Annotated in this window: 34 protein-coding genes; 21 read left to right on the top strand and 13 right to left on the bottom strand. The window is 39.6% G+C overall.

What is annotated here, in order from left to right; genetic code table 11:
• Positions 1-55: 55 nt before the first annotated feature.
• Entirely contained in the window at positions 56-913 is an 858-nt protein-coding gene (locus tag ACXAD1_RS16225; RefSeq protein WP_244671118.1) for a glycerophosphodiester phosphodiesterase, read from the bottom strand.
• A 300-nt stretch (positions 914-1,213) separates the two neighbouring features.
• Here ACXAD1_RS16225 and ACXAD1_RS16220 point away from each other — a divergent pair, with 300 nt between their 5' ends.
• Positions 1,214-1,522: a YodL domain-containing protein gene (locus ACXAD1_RS16220; protein ID WP_206837896.1), complete on the top strand. Its 309-nt coding sequence runs from the start codon at positions 1,214-1,216 to the stop codon at positions 1,520-1,522.
• A gap of 51 nt (positions 1,523-1,573) precedes the next feature.
• On the opposite strand, the gene ACXAD1_RS16215 is transcribed toward ACXAD1_RS16220, so the two are convergent.
• Both ACXAD1_RS16215 and ACXAD1_RS16210 read right to left on the bottom strand, forming a co-directional pair.
• Entirely contained in the window at positions 1,574-1,720 is a 147-nt protein-coding gene (locus tag ACXAD1_RS16215) for a hypothetical protein (protein WP_206837895.1), read from the bottom strand.
• A gap of 14 nt (positions 1,721-1,734) precedes the next feature.
• Entirely contained in the window at positions 1,735-1,863 is a 129-nt protein-coding gene (locus ACXAD1_RS16210) for a hypothetical protein (RefSeq protein WP_280516070.1), read from the bottom strand.
• Between the two features lie 153 nt (positions 1,864-2,016).
• Here ACXAD1_RS16210 and deoD point away from each other — a divergent pair, with 153 nt between their 5' ends.
• Together deoD and ACXAD1_RS16200 are read left to right on the top strand one after the other, a co-directional pair.
• Positions 2,017-2,721, top strand: a complete 705-nt coding sequence (gene deoD / locus ACXAD1_RS16205) for a purine-nucleoside phosphorylase (protein ID WP_206837893.1) — start codon at positions 2,017-2,019, stop codon at positions 2,719-2,721.
• A 259-nt stretch (positions 2,722-2,980) separates the two neighbouring features.
• Complete coding sequence (locus ACXAD1_RS16200; protein WP_206837890.1) at positions 2,981-3,853, top strand: M15 family metallopeptidase; 873 nt, start codon at positions 2,981-2,983, stop codon at positions 3,851-3,853.
• A gap of 19 nt (positions 3,854-3,872) precedes the next feature.
• Here ACXAD1_RS16200 and ACXAD1_RS16195 read toward each other — a convergent pair whose 3' ends face one another.
• Positions 3,873-4,118: a hypothetical protein gene (locus ACXAD1_RS16195; RefSeq protein WP_206837888.1), complete on the bottom strand. Its 246-nt coding sequence runs from the start codon at positions 4,116-4,118 to the stop codon at positions 3,873-3,875.
• Positions 4,119-4,396: 278 nt separating this feature from the next.
• On the opposite strand from ACXAD1_RS16195, the gene ACXAD1_RS16190 reads away from it, so the two are divergent.
• From ACXAD1_RS16190 to ACXAD1_RS16180, 3 genes are all read left to right on the top strand, one after another.
• On the top strand, positions 4,397-4,603 hold the full coding sequence (locus ACXAD1_RS16190; protein WP_206837886.1) for a heavy-metal-associated domain-containing protein: 207 nt from the start codon (positions 4,397-4,399) through the stop codon (positions 4,601-4,603).
• Between the two features lie 150 nt (positions 4,604-4,753).
• Positions 4,754-6,232 carry a lmo1851 family serine protease gene (locus tag ACXAD1_RS16185; protein ID WP_474910586.1) on the top strand — a complete coding sequence of 493 codons (1,479 nt, stop codon included), beginning with the start codon at positions 4,754-4,756 and terminating at the stop codon, positions 6,230-6,232.
• 128 nt (positions 6,233-6,360) lie between these two features.
• Complete coding sequence (locus tag ACXAD1_RS16180) at positions 6,361-7,290, top strand: LCP family protein (protein WP_414635264.1); 930 nt, start codon at positions 6,361-6,363, stop codon at positions 7,288-7,290.
• A gap of 49 nt (positions 7,291-7,339) precedes the next feature.
• Here ACXAD1_RS16180 and ACXAD1_RS16175 read toward each other — a convergent pair whose 3' ends face one another.
• On the bottom strand, positions 7,340-7,957 hold the full coding sequence (locus ACXAD1_RS16175; protein WP_370222215.1) for a class I SAM-dependent methyltransferase: 618 nt from the start codon (positions 7,955-7,957) through the stop codon (positions 7,340-7,342).
• A gap of 113 nt (positions 7,958-8,070) precedes the next feature.
• On the opposite strand from ACXAD1_RS16175, the gene ACXAD1_RS16170 reads away from it, so the two are divergent.
• The 3 genes from ACXAD1_RS16170 to ACXAD1_RS16160 all read left to right on the top strand — a co-directional run bounded on the left by ACXAD1_RS16170 (position 8,071) and on the right by ACXAD1_RS16160 (position 10,345).
• Positions 8,071-8,472, top strand: coding sequence for a hypothetical protein (locus ACXAD1_RS16170; protein WP_206837876.1), 402 nt, complete (start codon positions 8,071-8,073; stop codon positions 8,470-8,472).
• Positions 8,465-9,385 carry a CobW family GTP-binding protein gene (locus ACXAD1_RS16165; protein ID WP_370222216.1) on the top strand — a complete coding sequence of 307 codons (921 nt, stop codon included), beginning with the start codon at positions 8,465-8,467 and terminating at the stop codon, positions 9,383-9,385. Before ACXAD1_RS16170 ends, ACXAD1_RS16165 begins: the two co-directional genes overlap by 8 nt.
• Positions 9,386-9,511: 126 nt before the next feature.
• Positions 9,512-10,345 carry a hypothetical protein gene (locus tag ACXAD1_RS16160; RefSeq protein ID WP_474910585.1) on the top strand — a complete coding sequence of 278 codons (834 nt, stop codon included), beginning with the start codon at positions 9,512-9,514 and terminating at the stop codon, positions 10,343-10,345.
• Between the two features lie 44 nt (positions 10,346-10,389).
• On the opposite strand, the gene ACXAD1_RS16155 is transcribed toward ACXAD1_RS16160, so the two are convergent.
• On the bottom strand, positions 10,390-10,632 hold the full coding sequence (locus tag ACXAD1_RS16155) for a hypothetical protein (RefSeq protein ID WP_009332565.1): 243 nt from the start codon (positions 10,630-10,632) through the stop codon (positions 10,390-10,392).
• A 117-nt stretch (positions 10,633-10,749) separates the two neighbouring features.
• On the opposite strand from ACXAD1_RS16155, the gene ACXAD1_RS16150 reads away from it, so the two are divergent.
• The 7 genes from ACXAD1_RS16150 to ACXAD1_RS16120 all read left to right on the top strand — a co-directional run bounded on the left by ACXAD1_RS16150 (position 10,750) and on the right by ACXAD1_RS16120 (position 16,555).
• Positions 10,750-11,016, top strand: a complete 267-nt coding sequence (locus ACXAD1_RS16150) for a hypothetical protein (RefSeq protein ID WP_206837868.1) — start codon at positions 10,750-10,752, stop codon at positions 11,014-11,016.
• Between the two features lie 123 nt (positions 11,017-11,139).
• Positions 11,140-12,120, top strand: coding sequence for a YncE family protein (locus tag ACXAD1_RS16145; protein WP_206837866.1), 981 nt, complete (start codon positions 11,140-11,142; stop codon positions 12,118-12,120).
• A gap of 1 nt (position 12,121) precedes the next feature.
• Entirely contained in the window at positions 12,122-12,796 is a 675-nt protein-coding gene (locus ACXAD1_RS16140; protein WP_206837864.1) for a response regulator transcription factor, read from the top strand.
• The gene (locus tag ACXAD1_RS16135; protein ID WP_370222218.1) at positions 12,793-14,196 is read left to right on the top strand and encodes a sensor histidine kinase; all 1,404 of its coding nucleotides are present in this window, start codon (positions 12,793-12,795) and stop codon (positions 14,194-14,196) included. The genes ACXAD1_RS16140 and ACXAD1_RS16135 overlap by 4 nt, the downstream gene beginning before the upstream one ends.
• Before the next feature lie 16 nt (positions 14,197-14,212).
• A complete protein-coding gene (locus ACXAD1_RS16130; protein ID WP_206837860.1) occupies positions 14,213-14,674 on the top strand; it encodes a FixH family protein in 462 nt (153 codons plus the stop codon).
• A 450-nt stretch (positions 14,675-15,124) separates the two neighbouring features.
• The gene (locus ACXAD1_RS16125) at positions 15,125-15,874 is read left to right on the top strand and encodes a CAP domain-containing protein (RefSeq protein ID WP_206837858.1); all 750 of its coding nucleotides are present in this window, start codon (positions 15,125-15,127) and stop codon (positions 15,872-15,874) included.
• Positions 15,875-16,057: 183 nt separating this feature from the next.
• Entirely contained in the window at positions 16,058-16,555 is a 498-nt protein-coding gene (locus tag ACXAD1_RS16120) for a GNAT family N-acetyltransferase (protein WP_206837855.1), read from the top strand.
• 6 nt (positions 16,556-16,561) lie between these two features.
• Here ACXAD1_RS16120 and ACXAD1_RS16115 read toward each other — a convergent pair whose 3' ends face one another.
• Complete coding sequence (locus ACXAD1_RS16115) at positions 16,562-17,050, bottom strand: Hsp20/alpha crystallin family protein (protein WP_206837849.1); 489 nt, start codon at positions 17,048-17,050, stop codon at positions 16,562-16,564.
• Positions 17,051-17,063: 13 nt separating this feature from the next.
• On the bottom strand, positions 17,064-17,546 hold the full coding sequence (locus ACXAD1_RS16110) for an Hsp20/alpha crystallin family protein (protein WP_206837846.1): 483 nt from the start codon (positions 17,544-17,546) through the stop codon (positions 17,064-17,066).
• Between the two features lie 229 nt (positions 17,547-17,775).
• On the opposite strand from ACXAD1_RS16110, the gene ACXAD1_RS16105 reads away from it, so the two are divergent.
• Positions 17,776-18,549 (top strand): SDR family oxidoreductase, encoded by a 774-nt coding sequence (locus ACXAD1_RS16105; RefSeq protein ID WP_206837843.1) that lies wholly within the window; start codon positions 17,776-17,778, stop codon positions 18,547-18,549.
• Between the two features lie 42 nt (positions 18,550-18,591).
• Here the strand turns inward: ACXAD1_RS16105 and ACXAD1_RS16100 are convergent, their stop codons facing one another.
• Positions 18,592-19,956 carry an MATE family efflux transporter gene (locus ACXAD1_RS16100; RefSeq protein ID WP_206837840.1) on the bottom strand — a complete coding sequence of 455 codons (1,365 nt, stop codon included), beginning with the start codon at positions 19,954-19,956 and terminating at the stop codon, positions 18,592-18,594.
• 234 nt (positions 19,957-20,190) lie between these two features.
• Between ACXAD1_RS16100 and ACXAD1_RS16095 the strand changes: the two genes are divergently transcribed.
• The gene (locus ACXAD1_RS16095; protein ID WP_206837837.1) at positions 20,191-20,349 is read left to right on the top strand and encodes a hypothetical protein; all 159 of its coding nucleotides are present in this window, start codon (positions 20,191-20,193) and stop codon (positions 20,347-20,349) included.
• Positions 20,350-20,499: 150 nt separating this feature from the next.
• Here ACXAD1_RS16095 and ACXAD1_RS16090 read toward each other — a convergent pair whose 3' ends face one another.
• The 4 genes from ACXAD1_RS16090 to ACXAD1_RS16075 all read right to left on the bottom strand — a co-directional run bounded on the left by ACXAD1_RS16090 (position 20,500) and on the right by ACXAD1_RS16075 (position 24,027).
• Entirely contained in the window at positions 20,500-21,060 is a 561-nt protein-coding gene (locus ACXAD1_RS16090; protein ID WP_206837833.1) for a GNAT family N-acetyltransferase, read from the bottom strand.
• Positions 21,061-21,372: 312 nt separating this feature from the next.
• The gene (locus ACXAD1_RS16085; protein WP_206837830.1) at positions 21,373-22,497 is read right to left on the bottom strand and encodes an amidohydrolase; all 1,125 of its coding nucleotides are present in this window, start codon (positions 22,495-22,497) and stop codon (positions 21,373-21,375) included.
• A gap of 142 nt (positions 22,498-22,639) precedes the next feature.
• Positions 22,640-23,224: an undecaprenyl phosphate transporter UptA gene (gene uptA, locus ACXAD1_RS16080; RefSeq protein WP_206837829.1), complete on the bottom strand. Its 585-nt coding sequence runs from the start codon at positions 23,222-23,224 to the stop codon at positions 22,640-22,642.
• 23 nt (positions 23,225-23,247) lie between these two features.
• Positions 23,248-24,027, bottom strand: a complete 780-nt coding sequence (locus ACXAD1_RS16075) for an undecaprenyl-diphosphate phosphatase (RefSeq protein WP_206839269.1) — start codon at positions 24,025-24,027, stop codon at positions 23,248-23,250.
• Positions 24,028-24,296: 269 nt separating this feature from the next.
• On the opposite strand from ACXAD1_RS16075, the gene ACXAD1_RS16070 reads away from it, so the two are divergent.
• From ACXAD1_RS16070 to ACXAD1_RS16060, 3 genes are all read left to right on the top strand, one after another.
• Positions 24,297-24,635, top strand: coding sequence for a DUF4870 domain-containing protein (locus ACXAD1_RS16070; RefSeq protein ID WP_206837827.1), 339 nt, complete (start codon positions 24,297-24,299; stop codon positions 24,633-24,635).
• A 93-nt stretch (positions 24,636-24,728) separates the two neighbouring features.
• Complete coding sequence (locus ACXAD1_RS16065) at positions 24,729-25,730, top strand: helix-turn-helix transcriptional regulator (RefSeq protein WP_206837826.1); 1,002 nt, start codon at positions 24,729-24,731, stop codon at positions 25,728-25,730.
• Positions 25,731-25,869: 139 nt separating this feature from the next.
• Entirely contained in the window at positions 25,870-26,067 is a 198-nt protein-coding gene (locus ACXAD1_RS16060) for a PLD nuclease N-terminal domain-containing protein (RefSeq protein WP_206837822.1), read from the top strand.
• The last annotated feature ends 1 nt before the right edge of the window (position 26,068 follow it).

The following is a 26,068-nucleotide window of genomic DNA, read 5'->3' as shown; positions in this document are numbered from 1 at the left end:
ATGGGTGAAGCCCATCGTTTTTTATGCTCAGACTGCGGCTGTGGAATGCATATAGTTATGCCAGAAGTGTTTTTAGAAAATCCTGTCCTTTTAAAAATGGGGTGATTAGCACGTACATGATTGAGTCGGGAATTTTCTTCTCATCATCGGAAATAATTCCATGAACACCGAGCCGCTGCATGTCTGCAAACTGGTATTGCTTGCTGATGGTCCACGAGTATATCTCATAATCGAATAACTCAGCTTGATTAATGAAGGATTTGGAAAGTAAGAGATGGTGAACAGATAGGAAAGAGGCAAAATCGCGGTAGGATGCCAAATGAAACAAATCCAGGTGCTTGCTCAGCAGCAGGCCAGCAGGAATTTCGGGTGCAAGCTGGTGGAATTTTTTCATCTCATTAATGTGGAAAGATTGGACTTTTATGTGATTGTCTGGTTTATAAGAATTTAGCATGTCTGCCAGAATCTCTGTCATGCCAGGCTGATTTTCAGGTGATTTCATTTCAATTATGATTCCTGTTTTTCCGCTGACTTTTTTTAATACTTCATTTAATAATGGGATTTTTTCACCGGCAAATGCAGGAGAAAACCAGGATCCTGCATCCAGCTTTTTTATATCCCTGACCGTCAAATCCTCAATCAGTCCCTCTCCGTCGGTAGTGCGCAAAACATTAGCGTCATGGATAACGACAAGCTGTTTATCCTTGCTCAGCCTTACATCTAACTCGATATAGTCAAAGCCCAATTCAATAGCTTTTTCAAATGATGCAAGCGTGTTTTCCGGTGCAAGTGCAGATGCGCCTCTGTGTGCGATAGACTGAAAAGGCATGAGAGGCTGAAAAAAATAAGAAATAGTCATTATTGCCAATCCGATAAGGATTGAATATAAAACAGGCTTTTTGGATACCAACAATTTTCATCACCTCCCGAAAAGACTTTTATACATAATATGCAGGCTGGATACTTTTGAAAGCGTTTTCTTTGTGAAAAAAGCCGTGAATCGACAAAAGTAGTATTTTTTTGATGGAGGAAACGACAAGAAAAATGGCTAATTAAACAGTAATAAAAAATTGTTATTAGAAATTTTGGCCGCAAATAAAAAAATGCCATAAAAATGCTTTTGAAGACCTTATTCGTCAAAGCAGCTGACAGATCAATTCAATTAATAGGTAAATCAGCCAAGCGGATGCATGGAATAAGAGGGGGATGCCATATGCTGAAGGAATTAACAAGAATCAAAAGAAAAGAATTTGATGTGACGATCTTTCAAACACCTAAATTTAGGGACAAAAAAGGCTTTCAGCAAGTATATCGCCTAAATGTAGAAGCTTTAACCCATGTGGAATGTCTGGATTCAGTTTTTAGGAAGTTTAATGTGCATGACCGGATCCCTGGGGATTTTGATGGCCGATTTATTTCCACAGGGGATATACTCTATATTGATGAAGGCAGGAGAGGGCAATTTTATTATCAGCTAAAGCCGGGCGGCTGGGAAGAAGTTAATCGAATACATATACGTTAAATGAAAAAGCAGGAGGGCACTATAGCTCTCCTGCTTCTTTTTATAAAAATTTTATTCAATGTTGGAACCCGGGCCGTTTTTGCGTTTATTGGCAGTGTATTCTTTGCCGTGTGCTTCTTGCTCTGCAATAATTGCTTCAGCAGGAATATGATTATTTTTCTTTGGTGAATTTATACGGTTGCGATGCTTCTTGCCCATCCTAATCCCTCCGCTTATCGATTGCTTATTGTTTTAACCGTTTTGGATGTATTGGGCTCGGTATTAGCCCTGGAAGATGGATTTGTCTCATTAGCATGCTGTACGGCCTGCCTTAGTTTTTTGCTCATTCCTTTTTTCGGCATGATTACAACCTCCTTTGGAAAAGCTAAAAATAGCTTTCCCGTACAGAGAAAAAACATGCCTTATGTAATTTGTTTCTAAGTGATGGCACATATGGTATAGTTTGACTTGGAAGCATTTACAGAGGCTTCAGAAATAATTTGGAGGTTTTGATTATGAGCATACATATCGGTGCTAAAGAAAACGAAATTGCGGATACGGTCCTGCTTCCTGGAGACCCTCTTCGTGCAAAATATATTGCAGAAACATTTTTGGAAAATGCAGAATGCTACAATGAAGTCCGCAACATGTTTGGCTATACTGGAACATATAAAGGGAAACGCATATCAGTTCAGGGTACAGGCATGGGAGTGCCATCCATTTCCATCTATATTAATGAACTGATGCAGAGCTACAATGTTCAAAACTTAATTCGAGTAGGCACATGCGGTGCGATTCAAAAAGATGTGAAAGTAAGGGATGTAATTCTGGCAATGAGCTCTTCTACCGATTCCCAAATGAACAGGCTTACTTTCGGAGGAGTGGACTTTGCGCCGACAGCTAACTTCGATCTTTTGAAAAAAGCTTATGATGCAGGTGTCGAAAAAGGATTAAACCTTAAAGTCGGAAATGTATTCACAGCTGATATGTTCTATAATGACAATGCTGACCACGAAAAATGGGCACAATATCAGATTTTGGCGATTGAGATGGAAACGGCTGCGCTATATACACTTGCAGCGAAGTTTGGCCGTAAGGCGCTTTCTGTCTTAACAGTCAGCGACCACATCCTCACAGGTGAGGAAACATCTTCTGAAGAAAGACAAACTACCTTCAATGAAATGATTGAAGTTGCACTTGAGGCTGCTGTTCAGGAATAAAGGAAAAGGATATGGAAACTGGTTCATTAAGAGCCAGTTTTATTTTTTTTTTTTGATGTCAAAAATTAAAAAAATTTAAAAATACGCAAAAAGCAATTTGTGCCGTTTGTCCTGTTTTTCACACAATTATGGACTAGTTGACATGAAGTGTTAAAATAGTAATGTTGCAAAGAAAAAGAAAAGCGGAAGCGCCTTGCACCCCTGCACCTCGGGGGGGGGGGAGGCGCTGTAGCTATACAAAAAAGTCAGGTGAAATTGAATGAAGAAAACCATAATTATGGCAGGGATACTTAGTCTCATGCTTACAGGCTGCAGCCAGCTTGATCCATATTTAGATAAGGTCCAGCCGCTTATTGAAAAAATTCCATTCCTGGGGGGAGAAAAAAGTCTAGAGGAGCCTCCTCAAGAAGATGAAACCTCAAAAGAGCAAGAAAACAGTGCTGAGAAAGCGGGCAATGTGGACAAAGAAGAAATTAAAGATGATCCTCTTTCATTGGAAGCAACATATTTTAATGATGTTAAAGTTGTCAATGGCAGAAATATAATTCAGAATCCTGAAAATGTAATGGCCCTTGTGAATAAACAATTCAGCCTTCCGGATGGCTATGAACCTTCCAAGTTAATCATCCCTGAAGTTGCATTTTCTTATGGGAAATTAGATTTGGAAAAAAGCTATATGCGGCAGGACGCTGCACTTGCTTTGGAAAAGTTATTTACCGGAGCGTTAAATGAAGGTGTTGAATTGTTTGCAGTTTCCGGTTATCGTTCATTTACACGGCAATCACAGGTTTTTGATGCAGAGGTAAACAGAGTAGGAAAAGAAAAAGCAGTTCTGGCTGTTGCCATTCCAGGCAGCAGTGAGCATCAGACAGGCCTTTCAATGGATATCTCAAGCAGAAGTGCAAACCTTGAGCTTTCAGAAGAATTCGGGGAAACAAAGGAAGGAAAGTGGCTTGCTGAAAATGCACATCGCTACGGTTTTATTCTCCGCTATCCAAAAGGAAAAGAAGCCATCACAGGTTATAAATTTGAGCCTTGGCATTTCCGATATGTGGGTACAGAGGCTGCAAAAGTCATTTATGAAAAGAAATGGACGTTGGAAGAATACTTCGATATTGTTAAAAAAATCTAAGAGGCCATAATGGCCTCTTTTATTTTTCTTTTTGCTTGAGACTGCTTTTCCCTGATTGAAAATAGAATATAACAGCTAATATGAGGGGAACAGCGGGAAGTGCTGACAGGAAACGGAGAGTGTTTTCTGCACCTGATAAATAATAGCCTAAGGGAAGCAGAAGAAGGAAGCTTAAAAATGCAAGTTTCCATGACTGATTCATGACTCCGGCAATAAGGCTGATCAATGAAAGTGCGAAACTAAGCCATAATACTGCGCTTATCATAATATTCACCCCTTAAAAAGTGATGGTAGGCTTAAGGTCATTCTGGTGAAAAGGATAGGAGGATGGATGCGGATATTAAATATGAGACTATATAATAAAATATGGTCTGTACTGGCAAAACATTAATCTTTTATTTTCTTGTTGTCCATATTGAGGGGGAAGTATGATTCCTGAGTGGGCATATATCAAGCCGTCTGCTGTTTACCCGATGTTTATTAACATCCTTAAATGAGGTATTAATAAACGAAGGTTTTACATGGAAAAAGGAGGCACAGACATTGGAAAAATTTTCACTTAAAGTTGTGGGCATGACTTGCAGCCACTGCGAAGAGGCGGTAAAAAATGCCCTTCTCTCCATTGATGGCGTGGCAAGCGTTGCAATTGCCTTTCACGACGAACACATAGAAATCGAGTATGATCCGAAAAAAGCTGATAAGGAAAAACTAATAAAGGTGATAGAAGATCAAGGCTATGGGGTAGCCTAACTTAAAAAGGAGCGCTTTAGCATATTTCGCTGGCGCTCTTTCAAATTTTACACATATGCATTTTTCTTTGTTATTTTTTCGATAAAAATGTTATTCTAATCATTAAGGATTGTACATAGTTATTTTACGGTAACGAAAGTGGTGAAGAGTTTGCAGAATGAAGACCTAAACAAAGGAACTTCCGAAACACCAGATAATAACCATTCAGGTTTTATCCGCATGAAAAAGTTTCATTTTGTCATGCTGCTGTTTTTTATTGTTTTCCTTTCAGCTGGGATTACTACCTTTGCACTGGCTTTTGGTGATGAAAAAGCAGTAGATGTTGGAACAGGCGAAAGAAGGGAATTTGATAAGCTGTATACAGCTTATGATACCCTTAAAACAAACTATTTCCAGGAAGTTGACCAGGATAACCTTATAAATGGCGCTATTAATGGTATGCTTGAAGCGCTGGATGATCCATACTCAGACTATATGAACGAGGAAGAAGCCAAAAGCTTCCATCAGAGTATTTCATCCTCATTTGAAGGAATCGGAGCTGAAATCCAGGAACAGGAAGGCTATATTGTAATTGTTTCACCATTAAAAGGTTCACCTGCTGAAAAAGCAGGGCTTAAACCGAACGACAAGGTCCTGTCCGTTGATGGAAAAAGCCTTCAGGGGATGAGTTCTACAGAAGCCGTTATGCTGATCAGAGGCGAAAAAGGCACTAAGGTAGAACTTTCAGTTCAGCGCCCTGGCGGGAATGAGCCTATGAATATTTCCATTACCCGCGATACCATCCCCCTTGAAACTGTCTATGGGGAAATGCTTGAAGATGGTATTGCAAAAGTGCAGATTACTACCTTTTCGGAAAATACTTCTAAAGAGCTGGTGGAAACTTTGAATGAGCTGCAGGAGCAGGGCATGAAAGGATTAATCCTTGATCTTCGCCAGAATCCTGGGGGCCTTCTGGATCAGGCAGTGAAAATTTCCAGCCTGTTTGTCCCGGATGGCGAGATTTTATTCCAAATTGAAGACCGCAATGGAAACAGGGAAGAAGTTAAATCAACGAAGGAAGAAAACCCGAATATTCCTTTAGTAGTTGTAATTGATAAAGGAAGCGCAAGTGCATCAGAAATTTTGGCCGCGGCAGTACATGAGTCTGCAGATGTCCCGCTTGTCGGTGAAAAGTCGTTTGGAAAAGGCACAGTGCAGCGTGCACAGGACTTCTCTGATGGATCAAACATGAAATTCACAACTGAAAAATGGCTGACTCCGGATGGAAATTGGATTCATAAAAAGGGAATAACACCAGACCACAAAGTGGCCTTGCCTGATTATGCTACACTGCCATTTATTAATCCTGACACTGAATTAAAGCTTTCTGCTTCTTCAGCACAGGTAAAAGGTGCTCAGCAAATGCTGAAAGCACTTGGATATGATCCTGGAAGAGAAGACGGTTTCTTTGATGAAAAAACAGAACAGGCTGTCAAGGAATTTCAGGCTGCTGAAAAGCTTGAGCAAAATGGAGTATTATCAGGGCAGTCTACCCTTAGACTAATGGAAAAACTCCGTGAAAAAATTGATCAAAATGATACGCAAATTCAAAAAGCAGCTGAAGTGCTGAAAGATCAAATAGAATCTTAAGTCAAAAGCTCTCCATTTTTTGGAGAGCTTTTTTCTATGGATACATGTATTCCTGTTATAGAAAATGGGTATATAAAGCATTCATCTTTCCCACAATGATAGTAAACTTTACTATATGCAGCGCAGGAGTGATTCGCTTGAAGAATATAATAATTGTTTTTTTATTGGCTGCAGCCATCCTGTCGGGCTGTACTTCCTTTCAGCAAAAAGAAGATCGCAATGAGGTAAGGCGGGATACTGCAGCTGATGAGACTGAAAAGGAGGATAAAGAGCCATCAGCTATTGGAAATGGTACGAAAAACTTTTTGCTGATTGGTGTTGATAGCAGGGGAGAAGAGGATTCACGTTCTGATGCTATTCTTCTAGCCAGTTATGTACCCTCTGGAGATTCGATTAAATTGGTCTCTTTAATGAGGGATAGCTATGTTAAAATTCCAGATTATGAATATATGTACAGTAAACTGAATCATGCTTATTATATAGGCGGCAAGGATTTATTAAAGGAAACAATAGAACAGAACTTTGGAGTCCAAATCGATCATACTGCAATTATCGATTTTAAGGGATTTACAAAAATGCTTGATGCCATTGCCCCTGATGGAATTGAAGTGGAAGTCAGTTCTGCAATGATTGAAGATATGGGCTTGGATTTGGAGGCCGGGAAGCAAAAACTTAAGGGGAGCGACCTTTTATCGTATGTGAGATTTCGCCATGATGGACAAAGTGATTTTGGGAGAGTGGACAGGCAGCAGGAAATTTTGATAGAACTTAAAGATGAAGTGATGAATCAATTCTCTTCACCCGCTGGTTTGGCAAGGTTTCCGGAAGTGATCAGCCAGGCATTGAAATACGTTGAAACTGACTTGAAGATTGAGGAAGCAATAGCTTTAGGTGTATCATTTTTAATGGACCCTGTTACTGATATTGAAACGCTGAGAGTGCCCATTACAGACAGTTTTGAAAATAAAACGTATGAGCATGCCGGATCGGTTCTCCAGCTGGATTTTGAAGAAAACTCAGAAGCACTTAAGCAGTTTTTGAAGGCTGAAAAAGAATAGCGCAGATAAGAGCCATAGCGCTATTAAAATGAGGAGCCAGTGGGGCTCCTCATTTATTTTTTCTGCAGACCGCAATCCCAAAGGGATAATGCTTGCCTTCTCTTTTCGGTTCAATAAGAACACTTCTCTGATAATAAAATTCCGTCTCTCCGTATGACTTAAACAGGTCGGTGAATTCATCTTCAGTCAGCTGGTGATAGTGGAAAGGCTCTCTCGTTGGTTTTCCCCTTCCAGCGCCGAATGGAGTGGATAAAATGAGAGTCCCTCCAGGCTTTAGCATCTTATAAAGGCTGTTAAGAAATATTTCTTCTGATGCCAGGTGTTCAAGCGTTTCAAAGCTCGTAATTACATCAAAGAATCCTAATTGTTCAGGGAGGGTTTCTTCTTCTGCATTGGCTTTTACATATTGTACAAGAGGATGATAATGGTGCTGCCTGGCATATTTCAGTGTCTCTTCATCCATGTCCACAGCGATAATTTCATTTATTTCTTTTTTCTTGGATTTTGCCATAATTTTTGAGCCGTACCCCGTTCCGCAGGCAATATCAAGGACTCTTCCTCTGGCATAATAAAGGGCAAAATAGTAACGCGCCAAATGTTCCAGTAGCATTCCATTTGTAATCGGCATTTCCTCCGGTATGATTCTTTCTCCGGTATTTTCGAGCATTAACTCCACCATCCTTATTAGAGATTATAGCAAATATGTCTTATGGTTTGTATGGACTGTTAAAATCATATACAATGTGTCATTAGACAGGATAGCTATAAAGAGGTGATCCTTTGAAGCAGATAGTGGAACTTAATGAGCAGACCCGCAATCAAATTTCAGATATAGAACAAAAATGCGAAAAGCTTGCAGAAAAACTTCTTAATAAGTATAAATCAGTCTTTCATGCCGGCGGGGAATATCTGGTAGTGGACCTGATCAGAACCATTAAAGGCCGCAGAGCATCTGATAATGATGTTTTTAAAGTTGATTATGAGTCCATTTTGGAATTGGGAATTGAAACGGAAGATGATTTTTTTCCAAATGCATATATTCCCATCTGGAAATGCAAACAGGAAATGTTTCATTCCGTTGGTTATTTAACAAATCTGGATATTGATTCAATAGAAAAGAAAATGATGATATTGATTGAAGAAATGCTTGCAGACCGTGAAGAAGGGGAAAAATATGAATAACACAGAAATATATATATTATCAGGCTTTCTAGGGAGCGGGAAAACAACACTTCTAAAGCACCTGCTCCAGGATGAAAAAAAGCAAGGCAGGAAAGTGGCAGTTATGATGAACGAGCTCGGGAAAGTATCAATTGACTCAGACGTGGTCGATGAGGATGTACCTTTAAAGGAGCTGCTTGATGGATGCATATGCTGTACAATCTCAGATAAGCTGGAAGCTCAGCTTCAAGAATTATTGGTGGTTGATAAACCGGAAGCGATCTATATTGAAACAACAGGCGCTGCTCATCCCATTGAAGTTCTGGATAGCATCCTTTCCCCCCTCTTTGCAGATCGCATGCTGGTAAAAGGGGTTCTTTCAGTTGTTGACGGTCCCAGATGGCTTAATCGAAAGCAGTTAAGCCCGCAGATTCAGCAGCTCTTACTTGAGCAGGTGCGGCATGCGGATTTAATAATTTTAAATAAAGCAGATGAACTAACCGAAGCGGAACAGGCGCGGCTTACGATGGAAATTCAGGGTCTAAACAGCCAGGCTTTCAGCATCTTAACATCGTACTCAAAGATCGCTGTGAAAGAGGTAAGAGGCATGTCTTCCGGGAATAAGAGCCCCGCATCCCGGTCACATGTTTTTTCTGATCTGCGCTTGAGCACTTTTGTATATAAGTTTCAAAAACCTGTCAATCAGTCTGAATTTGAGGACTTTCTAAGAGGCCTCCCTGATACTGTTTACAGAATAAAAGGATATTTGAAACTGAATTCCTCACAGTACCCGTTTCTTTTTCAGTTTTCTTATGGAATGCCGCTGTATATGCACGAAAACATAAATATGCCATTGAATATGGTTTTTATAGGAGAAAATCTTGACTGGGAAGAAATTGAAAAAAGGTTAAAAACCTTAGAAGGCATTAATTAAGATTAGAAAAATCGCACTCAAATTGTGCGATTTTTTTATTCCTTCAGATGAATGAAAAAAACCTGTTTTTGGGAAACTCAATATATAATGCTGTACCGAAAAAAACATAAAAAATGAGTGGAACTTATGAAAACAATACATGCAATCATGATTATTATTGTTCTTCTTACTGCGGGAGGCACACATACTACTGCAGCGGAAGAGGGGATAAGCTGGCAAATTGATATGATTCCTTGGGAAAAAGTGAATGGCATATTGCCTAAATACAGTAAATTTACTGTTCTGGATGTTGAAACAGGCAAGAAGTTTAAAGTTCAAAGACGAGCCGGCAGCCATCATGCTGATGTTCAGCCATTAAATGCTGAAGAGACAAAAATGATGAAAAGCATTTATGGGGGAAAATGGAGCTGGAAGAGGAGGGCAATAATTGTTATTAATGGAAATCAGTGGATTGCCGCTTCTATGCATGGAATGCCCCATGGAGGCGGAGCACTGAAAAACAACTTTCCTGGGCACTTCTGTATTCATTTTTATGGCAGTACCACACATCGTACCAATTACATGGATTTATCACATAAGCTGATGATATTAAAAGCAGCAGGAAAACTTGATGAATATCTCTATAATGCAAATCCATATGAAGTAATCAGTGCATTCATGGCTGGATTAAAACAGCAGGATGCCAAGATAGTACAGCCCATTTCCCTCCAGCCCTTAGCCTGGAATAAAATCCTGCCCAGCATAGAAAATGCAAGGCTAAGTGCGATGCCTGTCCTTCCTGCTGAGGATTTGACAGACGAGCTGAGCCTGGAAGTGCCGGTGGAAGCAGACTGGTTTATAAAAAACCGCGGCAGAGTGCATTTTCGAGGCTGCATCTATCTTGTTCGCTATTCACAAGCGGACCCATGGAAAGTGGACAATAAAAGATTCCTTAAGGAGAATAAGTTAGTGAACGAATAAAAGCTTGAGAATAAAATCTCAAGCTTTTATTCGTTTTAGCAAAACTACTGTTTTTCGCCAAATTTGATGAATGTGCGTTCGTCTTCCACAAGCCCGCAGGCCGCACACTGCACTCTCTTGTCAGGGCCTTTATAAGGCATATGGAATGGGGACAGCTGTTCACTGCTGTACTCTTCCAATACATTCCCTGTCTGGGGATCCATTTTGATGGATTGAGGCACCTGCTGAATAATATTGAATCGGCTTCTGTTGGTTTTACAGTTTGGGCACCGATAAGGTGAATTCATTAACTCATTCTCCTTTCTGGCATATTAGCTATATTTTTTGCATTTATAAAATTATTTATGTAAAAATACATCTAAGGAAATATAATGGTTTCCTGTTTTGGAAGGGAAGTGGCAGTAATGAGTGCAGACTATGAAAAGCTTTTGAATGAATACCGGAAGCTTTGGAATAACCGGAAACTCGAAGAGAATCATAATGCTGAAATTATATTGAAAGAAGCGATCTCCAGGGAACTAAAGGATGAAAATTCACATCCTAGAGTCCGTAAGACGATCTATGAAAAATTTTACCTGGCGGTTAAGAGGATAACACACTCAGAGTTGGATGAAACATCAAAAAACGCACTTATCCAAATGCATATCAATGAATTTGAATGTTTGAAATAGGAAGGGTAAGCTTCCTATTTTTTTTTGAATTCAGCAGGTTTTCTATAGGTTTCAAGATCCTTTCACATTTATCTCACAATATTAAGGTAAGATGAAGATAAGATAGTCATAAGGAGAAATGGTATGTTTAAAAAAAATTATTGGTTTTTATTATTATTGATATTAACCGCATTCCTTACTTCCTGCTCAGAAAAGAGACAGCCTTCAATTCCTGAAGATATAACTTTTGCTGCTACAGTGAATATCAAGGATATGACCTTATCTTTTGTGGATTTGGCTAAGAAGGAGCTGGCGGCAGAGTGGATCATGGAGAAACCTTATACAGGGGCACTAATTCTCCCGGACAATGATTCCATTCTACTTTATGGAAAACAGCTTGAAACGGCAGATCAATACTCCTTAAAGGAGGGAAAACTGATTGATAGCTGGGAGACAGGAGAAGGTATCGTCAATGGCATCCTGCTTGATACTAATGAAATAGCTTTTGCAGATCAAAACTTAAACAAAATTAGGTTCTTTAATTTAAATGGAGAAGAGGAAAAACAGGTCGAGACGGAAAGAGATCCGCTTACCCTCCTAGAATATGGTGAAGAGAATAAGTTATTTGTCCTAAGCTTCAATCATGAAAAACTGGGAATTATCGATCTTGAATCAAAAGCAAAAAGCGGGGAATTTACAATCCATCCTTCAGCAGCCGGTGCCTGGCTTAATGAGAAAAGCGGTGAAATCTGGATTGGCGGACATGGAGAAGGAGTTGAGATTGAACAAAATATCCATGTGTATGACACTGAAACCGGGGAGTTGATAAAGCAAATTCCAGCTGCTTATATGCCGATTAATTTTCTTGGACATGAAAATCATGTTTATGTCTTAAGCCATGGATCAAATATGTTATATAAAATTAATGAATCAGGGGAAGAGGCTGCCTCTGTCTCGGTTGCAGCAAATCCTTTTGAAATGGCTTTTGCAAAAGATATACTTTTGGTCGCCGGTTATGACAGCAATGATTTACATATACTAGATCCAAAAAATTTAAAAACGCTTAATAATATTAAGGTTGGAGAAGGCCCTTTTAAAATAGTCATTAGGGAGAGTGTAAAATGACATGCTGAATATCCTGATTATAGATGATGAAGCAGATATGAGGCATTTGATTGAAATGTACCTGGGGAACTCAGGATTTACATGCTTTTCAGCAGAAAGCAGCTTTGAAGCATATGGCATACTTGAAAATAATGTGATGGACTTAGTTATTCTGGATATAATGATGCCGGGTGAAGATGGATTTGAAGTATGTTCTCGAATCAGGAAAAAATCAAATGTACCAATTATATTTCTCTCTGCAAAGGGAGAGGAATGGGATAAAGTGAAAGCCCTGCAGTTAGGGGGGGACGACTATATTGTCAAACCCTTCAGTCCTGGAGAACTTATTGCCAGAATGAATGCAGTTCTCCGAAGAACCGGCGGATTAAAAAGTGACATGGATTCTATTCAGATTGGAAAGATCACAATTGACAAAAAAGCAAGGAAAGTCTCAGTTGCGGGTAAGCAGGTCACGCTTACTCTTAAAGAATATGAACTGCTTCTATTTTTTATCGAACATAAAAGCCAGGCATTAAGCAGGGAGCAGCTGCTAGAATATATATGGGGCATGGATTATACAGGAAGTTTACGAACAGTGGATACTCATATAAAAACGCTGAGAATGAAGCTTGGGGTTGGGGACTATATCCAAACAGTCTGGGGAGTAGGCTATAAATTCGAGGTGCCGAGTGAATGAAATTCCTGACGAATAGCCTGGCAAAAAAAATGTGGCTGACCGTGACAGCCGCAATTATCATAACGATCTTATATTCCTACTTTTTATCTTATTTATTTTATGAAAAAATCTATGTGGAAAATGTCAGGGAATCCCTGCTTACTGAAGGGAGGAGCCTGTCGTCAGAATACAAGGGGGGTCCTTTGACAGAGGATCTCAGGGAAAAAATCGATTGGTATAATGCAAAATCAGAAACAGAGGTTTTTATTGTCAGTAATCCTAGAGAGCTTAGTGCCTGTCTGCCTTTTGAAATTGACTATCAGACACTAATTAGTGAAGAAGAACGTGAAGAGCTGCTAAAAGGCAGCACAGTTGAAAAATTGGGCTATGAAAAAAGGTTTGACCGAAAAATTATGGGTGTCATTATTCCGCTTCTCGATGATAATCGGCTCCAGGGCATAATATATTTATATGTTCCCCTGGCAAAAATTTCTGAGATTACCCAGGATTTTGCGTATCTTTGGTTTGCAGCCGCGATGATTTTTACAGTTATCAGCATCATTTTAGGAACCATGCTGGTTAAAAAACTGACAAAGCCCCTATTGGATATGAAGGATGCAGCTGACCATGTTTCAAAGGGGTACTATGATATTCATTTAGAAATTGATTCAAAGGACGAAATTGGCCAGCTGGCAAATGCATTTAATCATATGTCCTCATCTATACAAAAAGAAGATGAAAAGAAAAAGGACTTCCTGGCAAACGTATCGCATGAGTTAAGAACCCCTATTAGCTATGTAAAGGGCTACAGTGAAGCACTCATTTCCGAGATGGCAGAATCTGAGGAGGACAGGCAAAGATATTTGCAGCTGATACTTAGAGAGTCAAAAAGGATGGAACGTTTGGTGGGAGATCTGCTTGATTTATCTAAGCTTGAATCCGACGAATACAAACTCGAAAAAATGCCGCTCCCTTTGGGACAGCTTATAGAGGATGCTATTGAAAAATACAAGCCTATCCTCCGTGATAAAAATTTGGATTTACAATACTGCCTGGATCCTGAAGTAATCATCAACGGGGATGAAGGCAGGATTGAGCAGATTATCCAAAACATAATGGACAATTCTATTCGGTATACAGCCGAAGGCAGAATCATGATCCGTTTATCTCAAGAGAAAGATAAATGCATAATTGAAATAGAGGATACAGGGATAGGGATTTCTGAAGAACATTTAAGCAAGATTAAACAAAGGTTTTATAGAGTAAATAAAGGCAGAACGAGATCTGATGGCGGTACAGGTCTTGGTCTTGCAATTGCAGAAAAGCTAGTTAAGCTCCATCAAGGTGAGCTTACTGTTTTAAGTGAATTAAATAAAGGAACGACGGTTAGGATTGTGATGCCGCTGTTCGAAATAAGGTAAGATAAGGAGATTTATGATGAAGAAGCTAGTAAATATCTGGCTCCCAGTGATGCTCATGGTAATCCTGACAGCCTGCAGCAATAATAATGCAGCTGAGGAAGAACCGCAATTTCTGGAAGTCGAGTTATCGATTAATCCTGAAAAAGGACAAGTAAATGAGCCGGTGGTTTTTGAAGCAAACGTTACATATGGGGAAGAAGAGGTCACGGATGCAGACGAGGTAAAGTTTGAAATCTGGAGAGCAAATGCGGAGGAACACGAAAAAATTCTTGTTGAACATGCTGAAAATGGGATTTATCGTCTCGAGAAAACCTTCGAGGAAGAAGGAACCTACTATATATACTCACACGTAACGGCACGCAGGATGCATAATATGCCTAAAAAAGAATTTGTTATCGGCCAGCCTAGTGAACCTGAAGAAGAATCAGGCAGCCCGAACATGGAAAATATAGATGAGAGTGGTCATGGCAGCCATTAAAAAGCAGCAGCATCTGCTGCTTTTTGTTTTGGGTCTTGTTACTCTGCAATAGCTTTCCTTTAGGGGGATAAATACCCAAATCCGGGCACATATACCCACAACATTTGTTACAATGGTGTAATAAAAGTAAAGAATAATGTCAGACTAAAAACCTGTCAATAGTGATCTTTTAGTATATAAATGGTATTTGTTCAGAGCCGCTTCCACTAAAGAGAAAAAAATCCAATCCTACAATTACCCATTTATGAATATCCCTAAACCTATTAATATAAGGATTTATGAAAAGTTGCAGCCCTAATTTGACTAGTTTAAAAGTCTCGTAGGGGTGCCGAAATCAGGTATTTGTCAAATCTGTCCAAAATTATTACGAAAAACCCTGTGATATGATGATTGTGCAAGTCACACAGCACCACACAACAAAGAAAACAAACACAGGGAGGATTTATATACATGAATAAGAAAGTTATTTACTCAGTAGCAGCGGCAGCAGCATTACTAGTATCAGCACCAGGAGCTAACCAGGCGGACGCAGCTTCAAATTGTCCTACTCCTGAGCAAGCTAAAAAAATCGCAGTTTCTCAATCTGGCAACCTAAGCCAGGAACAAATCAATAACATTCTTCAAAAATACCTTAAAAACTACAATATTAATTGGGGAAATGTTCAAGTAAATAAACAGGAAGCTCAGAAGCCGGCAGCTCCGGCAGCTCCAGCAGCACAGCCTGCAAAAGCACAAGAAACAGCAAAAGCTCCGGCACAGCAGCCTGCACAGCAGCAAACACCTGCTGAACAGACAAAAGAAGCAGCACCTGCAACTTCTGAAGTAAGTGCTTACGAGAAGAAAGTACTTGAATTAACTAACCAGGAACGTGCAAAAGCAGGAGTGCCTGCACTTCAATTAGATGTTGAATTAAGCAAAGTTGCTCGTGAAAAATCACGTGATATGCAGTCTAAAGGATATTTTGATCATAACAGCCCAACTTACGGTTCACCATTTGATATGATGAAGCAATTCGGCATCTCATACACTACAGCAGGCGAAAACATTGCTATGGGCCAGCAGTCTCCTGAAGAAGTTGTACAAGCTTGGATGAATAGTGAAGGCCACCGTAAAAACATCATGAATGCAAACTTCACGCACCTTGGTGTTGGCCATGTTGCTGACGGTAACTACTGGACTCAAATGTTCATTGGAAAATAATATATGCTTGAGTGAAAGGCAGCCTCTTAAGGCTGTCTTTTTATGTGTTTTTGCGCTGTCGCCTGGATCCCTTCTTTTACTTTATGATTCAATATAGTATTTACTGCGGCTCTATGTATGTATTCAATCATTCAATGGGACATTAGTAAAAGACACTAAAATCTGAATCAACAGGTGATTTACATGGATATTAGAAAAGGAACAAAAGACGATTTGAACAAAATTATGGACATCGTTAAGAAAACTGTTGCCATTATGGAATCCGAGGGGAATGACCAGTGGAATCGGACTTATCCCCAGGATCAGGATTTTTTAGCTGATGTTGAAACGGGCAATTTGTACACTTTCATCTATGAAGGAAAAGTCGCAGGTTCCATTACTGTTGATCAAATCCAGGCAGAGGAATATAAAAATGCCTCGTGGAGAAAAGATGAGCCGTGTTTTGTTTTCCACCGTCTGGCAGTAGATCCAGAGATCAGAGGTGAGGGAATTGCGAGCAAGTTAATTAATTATGCTGAAGAACATGCTGTCAGTAAAGGGATACCGTATATGAGAACCGATACATACTCGCTTAATAAAAAGGCTCAAAGATTATTTGAAAAAAACGGATATGTCAATGCAGGTACAATCTTCATGGATCGGGAGAACCCTTTTTATTGTTATGATAAACTGCTTGATTAGGTTTTTTTATTCACTTTTTACAAAAATGGGTATTACTTCTTCCTCTTGGAATGAGATGGGAAGAGTAATGGAAAGTATCCCATTTTCGAATGACGTTTCTATTGAATATTTATCAACGGGCATAGGGAGGGTCAGCACTTTTTCAAAGGATCTGCTATGTCTTTCCTTCAGATAATAGCGCAAATGCTGATGAAATGATGAACATTTTCCTTTAATAATTAGTTCATTTTGTACGAGAGATACTTTAATGTCATTGATGCATACACCGGAGAGCTCTGCTTCAATTTTGATATTCCCATCGTACTCATACATGTCACATCGCGGATAAATATCCTGATTTGATAGGAAACGATTGATTTTTTCCTGTTCCAGTCCTGAAAAAGAATGTTTTTTATTGTGACCGGGATTCTCAGGCGATATAAAGGTTTCCCAGAAATCCTGATTTTGATATTGGGAGGACATTTTTATTAGTTCTTTCCATTTTTCCAGTTCCATAAAGATGCCCCCTTTATAAAATTTCCGTTACATCAATTTCCGAAAATTGCATATCGACGTTTTTAGGTATTTTTATCTCCATATACCCCTCTTTGCAGCTGGCTGATGATCCTTTTTTCCTGACAATAGCAGGGAGAGTAATGATGTGCTTATCGTCTTTCTCAGGAATATGTTCAATAATCATTTGGTTGGATGTGTGGTAAAGTTTCATTTTTTTTAACCAGTCCTCGTTTTTGATGGGGAATCTGACAAAAACATAATCATGTGTTTCAAAGACGGAAGCATTCAGTGGTGCAGAATTTGGCTGGTGATTAGCTCCAGGTGCTGCTGTATTAAAGCCCTTCATAAAATCTGGTGTTCCGTTCATTTCCTGCATATTTTGAGGAAACATTTGCCCCATGATATTTCGAACATATTTATCAATATCCTCCGGTTTCATTTGATGGGGAGGACTTTTCATATCTTTATTAAATGGAAAAAGGTTCCATGGAAACATCCTTCTCATCCTTTCCATGCTAAGCTGCCGGCTAGGCTAATGATTCATCACTATGCCATATATTCTATGCGGAGAAACGCCTAACCGTTAATAATGGATTTTTAAGTTTTGCAAAGCCCCTGTTGCTGAAAGTGAAAAAAACTTCTTATTATTTGCATTAATACACTGTAATTACTAGTATATTGGTATTGATGTATATAAAATTTATTAAATACTGAGGGGTAATTTTGTGAGAAATAAAGCAGCTTTAATCACGGGAGGAGCAACAGGAATCGGGAAAAGAACGGCGCATGTGCTTGGCGCAAAAGGCATCGATCTGGTGATCAATTACCGTAGCAGTCAAAAGGAAGCTGTCTCATTATGCCGGGAACTGACCAAAAAATATGGAACTAAAAATATTGCTCTGCAGGGAGATATTTCTATACCAGCCGAATGTGTAAAAATGTCAGAAGCTGCTTTTTATGAATTCCCAGTCATCGATATAGTCATTCATAATGCAGGCCCTTACGTACATGAAAGAAAAGAGATGCTGGATTATACCTTCGAACAATGGAATTATCTGATTAATGGGAATTTAAATGCGGTATTTTATTTATCCAAATTATTTATCCCGAAAATGAGGGAAATTGGATGGGGAAGGATTATTACAATTGGATTTGATCGAGTAGAATCAGCTTCGGGCTGGATCTATCGTTCCGCTTTTGCGGCTGCAAAAACAGGAGCTGCGTCTTTGACGAAATCTATTGCACTTGAAGAGGCAGGGAATGGAATAACCGCAAATATGGTTTGTCCAGGAGATATTGTCGGGGAATGGAAAGAAAAAAAAATTGAAGAAGCTGCTGAGGTTCAGGAAAATGCATCACCAGTTGGAAGACCGGGAACAGGTGAGGATATTGCCCGTGTAATCAGCTTTCTGACAGATGAAAAATCCGATTTTATTACAGGCAGCATTATCCCGGTTACAGGGGGAAAAGACGTACTTGGTAAAATTTATCAGGGGTAAACTTATAAAAAAGGCAGAAGAACTGAATTCTTCTGCCTTTTTTTAAACTTTCATGGATGCTGGATATTTTTTGTTTTGAAGAAAAATCAGCCGGCTTGTTAAAGTAATGGCGCCAGCTGCAAGTCCTGTAATTAAGCCGATCCAATAACCATATGCCCCCCAGTTTGTATAATTGGCAAGATAATAACCAAATGGCAGACCGATGACCCAATAAGAAATAAGTGACATAATAAAGGTTACGTTTACGTCCTTATACCCTCTTAATGCTCCCTGAACAGGTGCCTGAATGGCATCTGAAAGCTGAAAGAACATGGCATAGATTAAAAAATGGGCCGTTAATTTTAATACATCGCCGTCTTTTGTATAAATAGATGCAACTTCTTTTGGGAAAGCCAAAAGGATGACTGCACAAATTAATGCCATGATTACGGCAATGCCTACCCCGATCCAGCTGTACTCTTTAGCATCCCTAAATCGTGCAGCCCCTGCTTCAAATCCTACAACTATTGTTAATGCCATTGAGATGCTGAGCGGTATCATATAAAGAAGCGATGCAAAATTAAGGGCAATCTGATGAGCGGCGATAACCGCAGTTTCGAATGTGCTCATTAATAAAGTAACTGCTGAGAAAATGCTTGTTTCGAAAAAAATCGATAAGCCAATTGGGATGCCAATCATTAGAATTTCTTTCCATTTGCTGATTGAAACAGCATGCAAATTCCTGAAAACTCCATAATTCGAGAATGGCGAATTTTTATGAATAATAAAAAATGAAATGAGCATGATCAGCCAGTAAGTAACAGAAGAAGCATAACCAGCACCTGCTCCTCCGAGTTCTGGAAATCCCCACTTGCCGTATATAAGCATATAGTTAAACACAGCATTTATCGGCAGTGAAAGAAGAGTAATGATCATACTGACCCTGGTTTTTCCAAGAGCGTCAATAAACGATCTTAATACATTGTAGACAAACAGGGGAATCAATCCTGTGCTTAAGGCTGCAAGGTAGTTGAAAGCTGTGTCATGGACCCTGTTTTCGAGATTCATTCCACTTAAGATTGGATTTAAGGAGAGTGCTCCACCGGCGAATACAAGGACGGCCATAATGATGGAAAGATAAACACCCTGAATGACAGAAAAAGCAACTTCCTCACTCTGTTTCTTTGCTCCCACCAAGTGGGATACGATCGGTGTAACTGCAAGAAGTATGCCGCTCAGACCGGTGAACACAGGGACCCAAAGTGAGGATCCAATCGCTACACCTGCCAGGTCCTGTGAATGATAGCGGCCGGTCATTAAAGTATCAATAAATGTCATGGAGTACATCGCCAGCTGGGTTACTAGTATTGGAACTAAAATCACCAGCAGCTGATGCAGTTTTTGTTTTTTGCTGTATGTCTGATTCATGAATCTTTCCTCTTTCTATAAAGTAACTAGAGAATTATATCATACTAAAGAGAAGCCGGCTCAAATCCAGGCCTTTTATCCAGGGAAAACAGCTATAGTAGAATAGGCAATTGATAAATTAAAAAAGTTTAAATTATGTGAACTTTTTAATAATGGGAATAAAAATCTTTCAATCGGCGAGTATAAATATTAAAAGCAGCCATTTCCAAAACTTGACTTGAAGGAGGCAGAAAGATGAGCTTCAATATAAATAGGATTAATCCAAATCAGACTCAAGTTTCATTTGTGGACGGACGTTTTGAAACACTTACAAATGAAGAGCTGGAAGAATTGCTGGCCCATTACGGTATAAGAGAAAAAACAGATGAACCGGAATCCAATATTATCAATTGAAAGAATAATAAAAAGCACTTGCTTCTATGCAAGTGCTTTGCGTTTTTATTATTTATAGAGTATATATCTTTGTACTTCGAGAGCTGTCTAGCTCCAGCGCCTAGCCCCCCCTCGAGGTGTCTGGGGTGGGCAAGGCCCTTCCGTTTTCTTTTAAGCCTCCAATAATTGGGACGATTCTTGGACTGCTGCTCCATGACGCATTACATGAAGAGTATATAGATCTTTTGGGATCTCATATAAATTGTAAATCTTTTCAGTTGCATTCAGCTGGTCATAAACAGACTTTCTTGTTTCATTTGCAAGAATGACATAAGGAAGCTTTTCTGCAGCTTTTTGCGAGCGGATATTTTCTTTACGGATCCGCATAAAGATTGTTTCAATGCCGGCTTCAAAAAAGAGCTCTTCAAAGAAAGCATCTTTTGCTAATTTGTTATAGCCCTTCCCATGATAGGGCTTGCCAAGCCATGTGCCTAAGAAACCGGCATTTTCCTGGATGTCATACAAATTGATCGTCCCAATCGGAGCGCCCCATTCATCAAGAATTGTGCGTGAAATCAATTCACCGCGTTCTTCTGCTTCGATTGTCTGCTTTGTAATAAACATAAACTCATCATAACAATTGGCTTTTTGGCGAACAAAAGGGAAGACATCAGGGTGCGTCATTAAATCAAATAAAGCATGGCAGTCGTGAAGATCACGTTTCTTGAGCATAGGATATCCCTCCAATTGAGGGCAGTCCTACTCCATGCCAAATAGAGCCTTCGGTCCACCCTCGAAATTTTTTATTATGCTGCTAAAAAATTTCGGGGTGGGAATCGAACCCACTAGAACCAGATAACTGGTGGCGCACCATTTGCCTTCCCTATTACTATCGTTTCCGATATTAGATTGTCTGTCATAAAGAAGCAAAATTTTCACTTCACTTTAGGTATAATACTAAAAAAAAATCAAAAAGGAAATAGGTTTTTTGATTATTTTTTTGCGATTTTATGTCAAATTACACCAGCGATATTCGACACAGGTTCACGATTCCCTGTACACAAAATTTCCGCCTATCATTGTCCATTTCGGCTTGGAAAGAAAGTGAAATGGGTGATGGTTCCACAAAACTAAATCGGCATCTTTTCCTTCCTCAATGCTCCCAAGCTGATTATCGATCCTTAGGTTTTTTGCCGGCAGAATGGTGATTCCTTCCAAGGCCTTTTGTTCTGAAAGGCCTTCCCGGACTGCAATAGCTGCACACATATTTAAATACTGCACAGGTGTGTAGGGATGATCTGTAGTGATTGAAACTTCAACACCATGCTCTGTCAGCTGCTGGTACGTTTTCCAGGTTTTGTTCTTCAACTCCACTTTGGACCTTCTTGTTAAAGTGGGCCCGACTGATACCTTTAAATTCAACCCTTCCAATTCGTCCGCAATTAAATGGCCTTCTGTACAATGTTCGATCCGAAGATCCAGGTTGAATTCTTCTGCAAAGCGGATTGCAGAAATAATATCATCTGCCCTGTGCGCGTGAATCCTGACGGGAATTTCTCTTTTAAGCGCTTTTACAAGCGGTGAAAACCGAAAAGAGTCAGGGTTATCGCACTGTAAAGCTTCATAAAAGGCTTCCCGCAGCATACCCATTATCCCCATTCTTGTAATTGAATCCTTGTTGCCATGGCTGTGAATCCGTTTTGGATTTTCTCCAAGGGCAATCTTAAGTCCGGCTGTTTCCTGGATAATCATTTTGCTGATATTTTTTCCTGCAGTCTTAATAACAGAAGTAGTTCCCCCAATTACATTGGCACTGCCTGGCATAATATGGGCAGTTGTTATGCCATATTTCACAGCATCGGCAAATGCGGGATCAAGAGGATATACTCCATCCATAGCTCGAATGTGCGGGCTCAACGGTTCAATTGTTTCGTTGGCATCATTGCCTGCCCATCCGGTGCCTTCATCATACAGTCCCAAATGAGTATGAACATCTATGAAGCCCGGAAGCAGGTGGTGGCTATGGCAGTCAATAATTTTTACATTAGAATCAGACTTCAAATTCTTGCCTGTCTTTAATATTTTTCCGTTCTCAACTAAGACATCCCCATGAAAAGCAGGGGAAGCAATAGGGTAAATGAATGCGTTTTTTAATAAAATTTTCATCACATGGTCTCGTCCTTTGATCCTGTAGTATTTGCTTTATTTTACAAAAATGAAAAGAAAGGGTGAACATTTTCTGATTAAACAAATAAAAAAAGTGTAAAATGATCATTCTACACTTTTGAGTAATAAGCTGATTTAGGTTATGTTAACTCTTCCGGACTTTGTAAAAAAAATAGAAAACTCCCGATCCCGACGCGATGACTATGATCGGCAATATAAATGGTTTTGCGTATTCTTTGATGTCTCTCCAGTGGTCACCAAGTTCCATTCCCAATAATAAAAAGAGAACCGTCCATGGCACCATGGCTGCAATTGTATATACTGTAAAGACCGATAATGGCATTTTGGCTATTCCGGCAGGGATGGATATGGCATGCCGTATTACAGGAATAAATCTGGCCGTAAAGATCACTCCGGTTCCATACTTTTCAAACCATTTCTCTGATGCATCCAAATGTTTTTTTTGAATCAGTAAATATTTCCCGTATTTATCAAGAACAGGCCTTCCTCCATAAGATCCAAGCCAGTAAAGAAACAGCTGTGCTAATGTTCCGCCTGCAATCCCCGCAAGCAGGGCACCTGTAAAATGGATGTCTCCTGTGCTGACTAAAAAGCCGCCATAGCTCAAGACGATTTCGCTTGGTATCACCTCAACCATTAATCCAAGTGCAATGCCGGCATAACCCAGCTGGGAAAGTATTTCAAAAATGCTGGCAATAATCTCTTCCATTCTGATACCTCCCCATTAGAAATTTAAAAAATCCCGGTCATTTGCAGGAGTATAATGGTGAACCCTAATATCCAGACGTATACAGCAAAAATCTTCAGGGATTTTCGTTTTAGAAAATTAATCATCCAAACGACTGCTGCATAGCCAAAGAGTGCTGATGACAATGTTGCCATTAACATGCTGCCAAGGGTTATGGCTTCTGTGTGACCGGACATCAATTCGCCAAATTGCATGACAATGCCGCCTGCGATGACCGGAATGGATAGCAGAAAGGAAAAATAAGCAGCTGTTTCCCTGTCAAGCTTTCTGAAGAGTCCTGCTGCAATGGTTAATCCGGATCTGGAGACTGCCGGAAAGATGGCAGCTGCCTGAAAGGTGCCGATAAACAGGGCATCCCCATAAGTGATGCGGTCCATCTTTTTTGCGCCTTTCTTAACACCATCAGCAATCCAGATTATGAACCCGGTAAATAGAAACTCCCAGCCGATTGTAATACCTGATTTTGAAATTGAATCGAACATGTCACTCAGCAGGAGCCCGACGATTACGGCTGGAATCGTCCCGACTATCAGAAGCATCGAAAGCTTGCCGAATGGCTTCTTTACAATTTGAAGCAATTCATTTTTGTAAACGACAAGGACTGCCAGTAAAGTTCCTATATGCAGCATTGTATCAAGGAAGAGGCCAGCTTCATCTAGCCCAAATAGATGTCTCCCCAGATATAAATGTCCTGTACTGGATATAGGAAGGAACTCGGTAAGTCCCTGGATGATCCCCAGAATGAATGCCTCCAGCTTTGACATCATCTATATATCACCTTCCTAAGCAGGTATGAGAATTTGGCAAAGTCATGGCGCAATGCCTGTCTTTAGAATTTGGCAAAGTCATGGCGCAATGCCTGTCTTTAACATTTGTATTCAAGTTGTCCCATTCAAGAACTTGAAATTAAGGTTTTAATTATTTTGGGGAAGGGCGCAAAAATTAATAAATACATGAAACCTTTTAAAATGAATAACGTAAATAATATAGAAGAAATCATAAAATATATTGAGGATTATTAGGAGGAAACAGAATGAATGATTATAAAATGCCTTCCAATGATGAAAGGCTTTTAGCTGCAGCTATCTATGTAACCAGCTTTTTTACAGCTTTTTTCGGACCGCTGATCATTTGGCTTTTAAAAAAGAATGACTCTGAGTTTGTAGATTATCATGGCAAGGAATATCTGAATTTTTTAATTTCCTATACGATTTACAGTGCCATCAGCGTCGTGCTTATGATCATCTTAATTGGGATGATAACTATTTGGATCGTGGGAATCCTTGCTTTTATTTTTACGATAGTAGCTGCAGTCAAAGCGTATGAGGGCAAGGAGTACAGAATACCTTTAGTTTTCAGGATTTTAAAGTAATTTAACAGAGTCCAGGGCCGTTGCCACTGGGCTTTTTTTAATGGATAATTAATTCTGCAGAGCTTTTAGTTATACAGTACACGGGGGGGAGTAATGAATAGACTTGATAACAAACAAAGGATGCTCAAGCTTATGGAGATTCTAAGAGAGCAGACTGATGAAGAAAATGAATATACAATGGACGATATAACTGAATGCTTTAAAAAGGAATATGGACCGGATGTGAAATTAAACAAAAACTCACTGAGGGATGATATTGAGCACCTGATTGAAGCAAAATTTGATATTACCATCAACCAGGAAAAAGAGGGGATGCCTAAGTTCTACAGCCATCAATACCGTCTATTCGAGCTTTATGAATTGCGTATGCTGATTGATGCTGTTGCTTCTGCACGCTTTATCACGAAAGATGAGACGAAACAGCTGATCCGGAAAATTAAAAAGCTGACAAGCATTCATCATGCCAAAAAGCTGCATAATGAAATTATGATCGATTCCTCTGTAAAAAGTGAGAGCAAACTGGTTCGGCTGGCTATCAATGATTTGCATGAAGCCATTTCCGAGCGGAGAATCGTCACATTTCAATATGGAAGATATAATCTTAACAAGGAATTTGCTTTAAGCCACAATGGAGGGCAATACAGGGTCAAGCCGCTGGCGCTCACCTGGGTAAATGATTTTTATTATTTAATAGCCTATTACTTTGCTAATGAAGAAATCCGCCATTATCGGATTGACCGTCTGCGCAATGTAAATATAACGGAAGAACAGTTCGCATATGAACCTTTTGATGTATCCAGGTATGTGAGCTCAACCTTTCATATGTATGCCGGCTCTGAAGAGTGGATAAAAATCCGGTTCCATAACGATCTGATCAACGTGATAATTGATAAATTCGGGAGGGATGCAGACATAAGAAAGCTTGATGAAAATCATTTCGTTTTAACAGCAAAAGCCATTGTGAGTGAGGGTCTTGTCAAATGGCTCCTCAACTGGGGTAACCAGGCGAAGGTACTCTCGCCGTCCTCGCTCATTGATCAAGTAACAAACGAAATCCGCAATATGATGTCTGTTTATGAAAAAGAAAAAGATTAACCCCTTCTTTATTCTATTAAACTCTGATGCACTCCATTATTGGGGTGTTTTTTTGTTTAAAAACTATTGAATTCCCAGTGAACGTTTTAGGAACTTGCACGTCATATGAATGACATAACAAATAAGGGAGGACAGCATAATGGAGTTTTTAGAAAGTATTAATTGGGCAATTCTTGCACCTATAGTTATCATTCAGCTTATATTAATGGCCGTTGCCATTATTGATCTGGTAAAAATAGAAAAAGCAAATGGGCCAAAATGGGTATGGGCTCTCATCATTTTATTTATAAACCTGATGGGGCCAATTATTTACTTTATTTTCGGAAGGAGAGCCTGAT

Source organism: Cytobacillus sp. ABV4_503, assembly GCF_056158445.1.
Note: the sequence above shows the minus strand (reverse complement) of the source record. Positions and strands in the feature narration are given on the sequence as shown.

Coding starts and splice junctions, on each gene's coding strand:
- ACXAD1_RS16220 (WP_206837896.1), top strand. CDS start 1,214: ATGCTGAAGGAATTAACAAGAATCAAAAGAAAAGAATTTGATGTGACG.
- ACXAD1_RS16215 (WP_206837895.1), bottom strand. CDS start 1,720: ATGGGCAAGAAGCATCGCAACCGTATAAATTCACCAAAGAAAAATAAT.
- ACXAD1_RS16210 (WP_280516070.1), bottom strand. CDS start 1,863: ATGCCGAAAAAAGGAATGAGCAAAAAACTAAGGCAGGCCGTACAGCAT.
- deoD (WP_206837893.1), top strand. CDS start 2,017: ATGAGCATACATATCGGTGCTAAAGAAAACGAAATTGCGGATACGGTC.
- ACXAD1_RS16200 (WP_206837890.1), top strand. CDS start 2,981: ATGAAGAAAACCATAATTATGGCAGGGATACTTAGTCTCATGCTTACA.
- ACXAD1_RS16195 (WP_206837888.1), bottom strand. CDS start 4,118: ATGATAAGCGCAGTATTATGGCTTAGTTTCGCACTTTCATTGATCAGC.
- ACXAD1_RS16175 (WP_370222215.1), bottom strand. CDS start 7,957: ATGCTCGAAAATACCGGAGAAAGAATCATACCGGAGGAAATGCCGATT.
- ACXAD1_RS16165 (WP_370222216.1), top strand. CDS start 8,465: ATGAATAACACAGAAATATATATATTATCAGGCTTTCTAGGGAGCGGG.
- ACXAD1_RS16160 (WP_474910585.1), top strand. CDS start 9,512: ATGAAAACAATACATGCAATCATGATTATTATTGTTCTTCTTACTGCG.
- ACXAD1_RS16155 (WP_009332565.1), bottom strand. CDS start 10,632: ATGAATTCACCTTATCGGTGCCCAAACTGTAAAACCAACAGAAGCCGA.
- ACXAD1_RS16150 (WP_206837868.1), top strand. CDS start 10,750: ATGAGTGCAGACTATGAAAAGCTTTTGAATGAATACCGGAAGCTTTGG.
- ACXAD1_RS16145 (WP_206837866.1), top strand. CDS start 11,140: ATGTTTAAAAAAAATTATTGGTTTTTATTATTATTGATATTAACCGCA.
- ACXAD1_RS16140 (WP_206837864.1), top strand. CDS start 12,122: ATGCTGAATATCCTGATTATAGATGATGAAGCAGATATGAGGCATTTG.
- ACXAD1_RS16135 (WP_370222218.1), top strand. CDS start 12,793: ATGAAATTCCTGACGAATAGCCTGGCAAAAAAAATGTGGCTGACCGTG.
- ACXAD1_RS16130 (WP_206837860.1), top strand. CDS start 14,213: ATGAAGAAGCTAGTAAATATCTGGCTCCCAGTGATGCTCATGGTAATC.
- ACXAD1_RS16125 (WP_206837858.1), top strand. CDS start 15,125: ATGAATAAGAAAGTTATTTACTCAGTAGCAGCGGCAGCAGCATTACTA.
- ACXAD1_RS16120 (WP_206837855.1), top strand. CDS start 16,058: ATGGATATTAGAAAAGGAACAAAAGACGATTTGAACAAAATTATGGAC.
- ACXAD1_RS16115 (WP_206837849.1), bottom strand. CDS start 17,050: ATGGAACTGGAAAAATGGAAAGAACTAATAAAAATGTCCTCCCAATAT.
- ACXAD1_RS16110 (WP_206837846.1), bottom strand. CDS start 17,546: ATGTTTCCATGGAACCTTTTTCCATTTAATAAAGATATGAAAAGTCCT.
- ACXAD1_RS16100 (WP_206837840.1), bottom strand. CDS start 19,956: ATGAATCAGACATACAGCAAAAAACAAAAACTGCATCAGCTGCTGGTG.
- ACXAD1_RS16095 (WP_206837837.1), top strand. CDS start 20,191: ATGAGCTTCAATATAAATAGGATTAATCCAAATCAGACTCAAGTTTCA.
- ACXAD1_RS16090 (WP_206837833.1), bottom strand. CDS start 21,060: ATGCTCAAGAAACGTGATCTTCACGACTGCCATGCTTTATTTGATTTA.
- uptA (WP_206837829.1), bottom strand. CDS start 23,224: ATGGAAGAGATTATTGCCAGCATTTTTGAAATACTTTCCCAGCTGGGT.
- ACXAD1_RS16075 (WP_206839269.1), bottom strand. CDS start 24,027: ATGTCAAAGCTGGAGGCATTCATTCTGGGGATCATCCAGGGACTTACC.
- ACXAD1_RS16070 (WP_206837827.1), top strand. CDS start 24,297: ATGAATGATTATAAAATGCCTTCCAATGATGAAAGGCTTTTAGCTGCA.
- ACXAD1_RS16065 (WP_206837826.1), top strand. CDS start 24,729: ATGAATAGACTTGATAACAAACAAAGGATGCTCAAGCTTATGGAGATT.
- ACXAD1_RS16060 (WP_206837822.1), top strand. CDS start 25,870: ATGGAGTTTTTAGAAAGTATTAATTGGGCAATTCTTGCACCTATAGTT.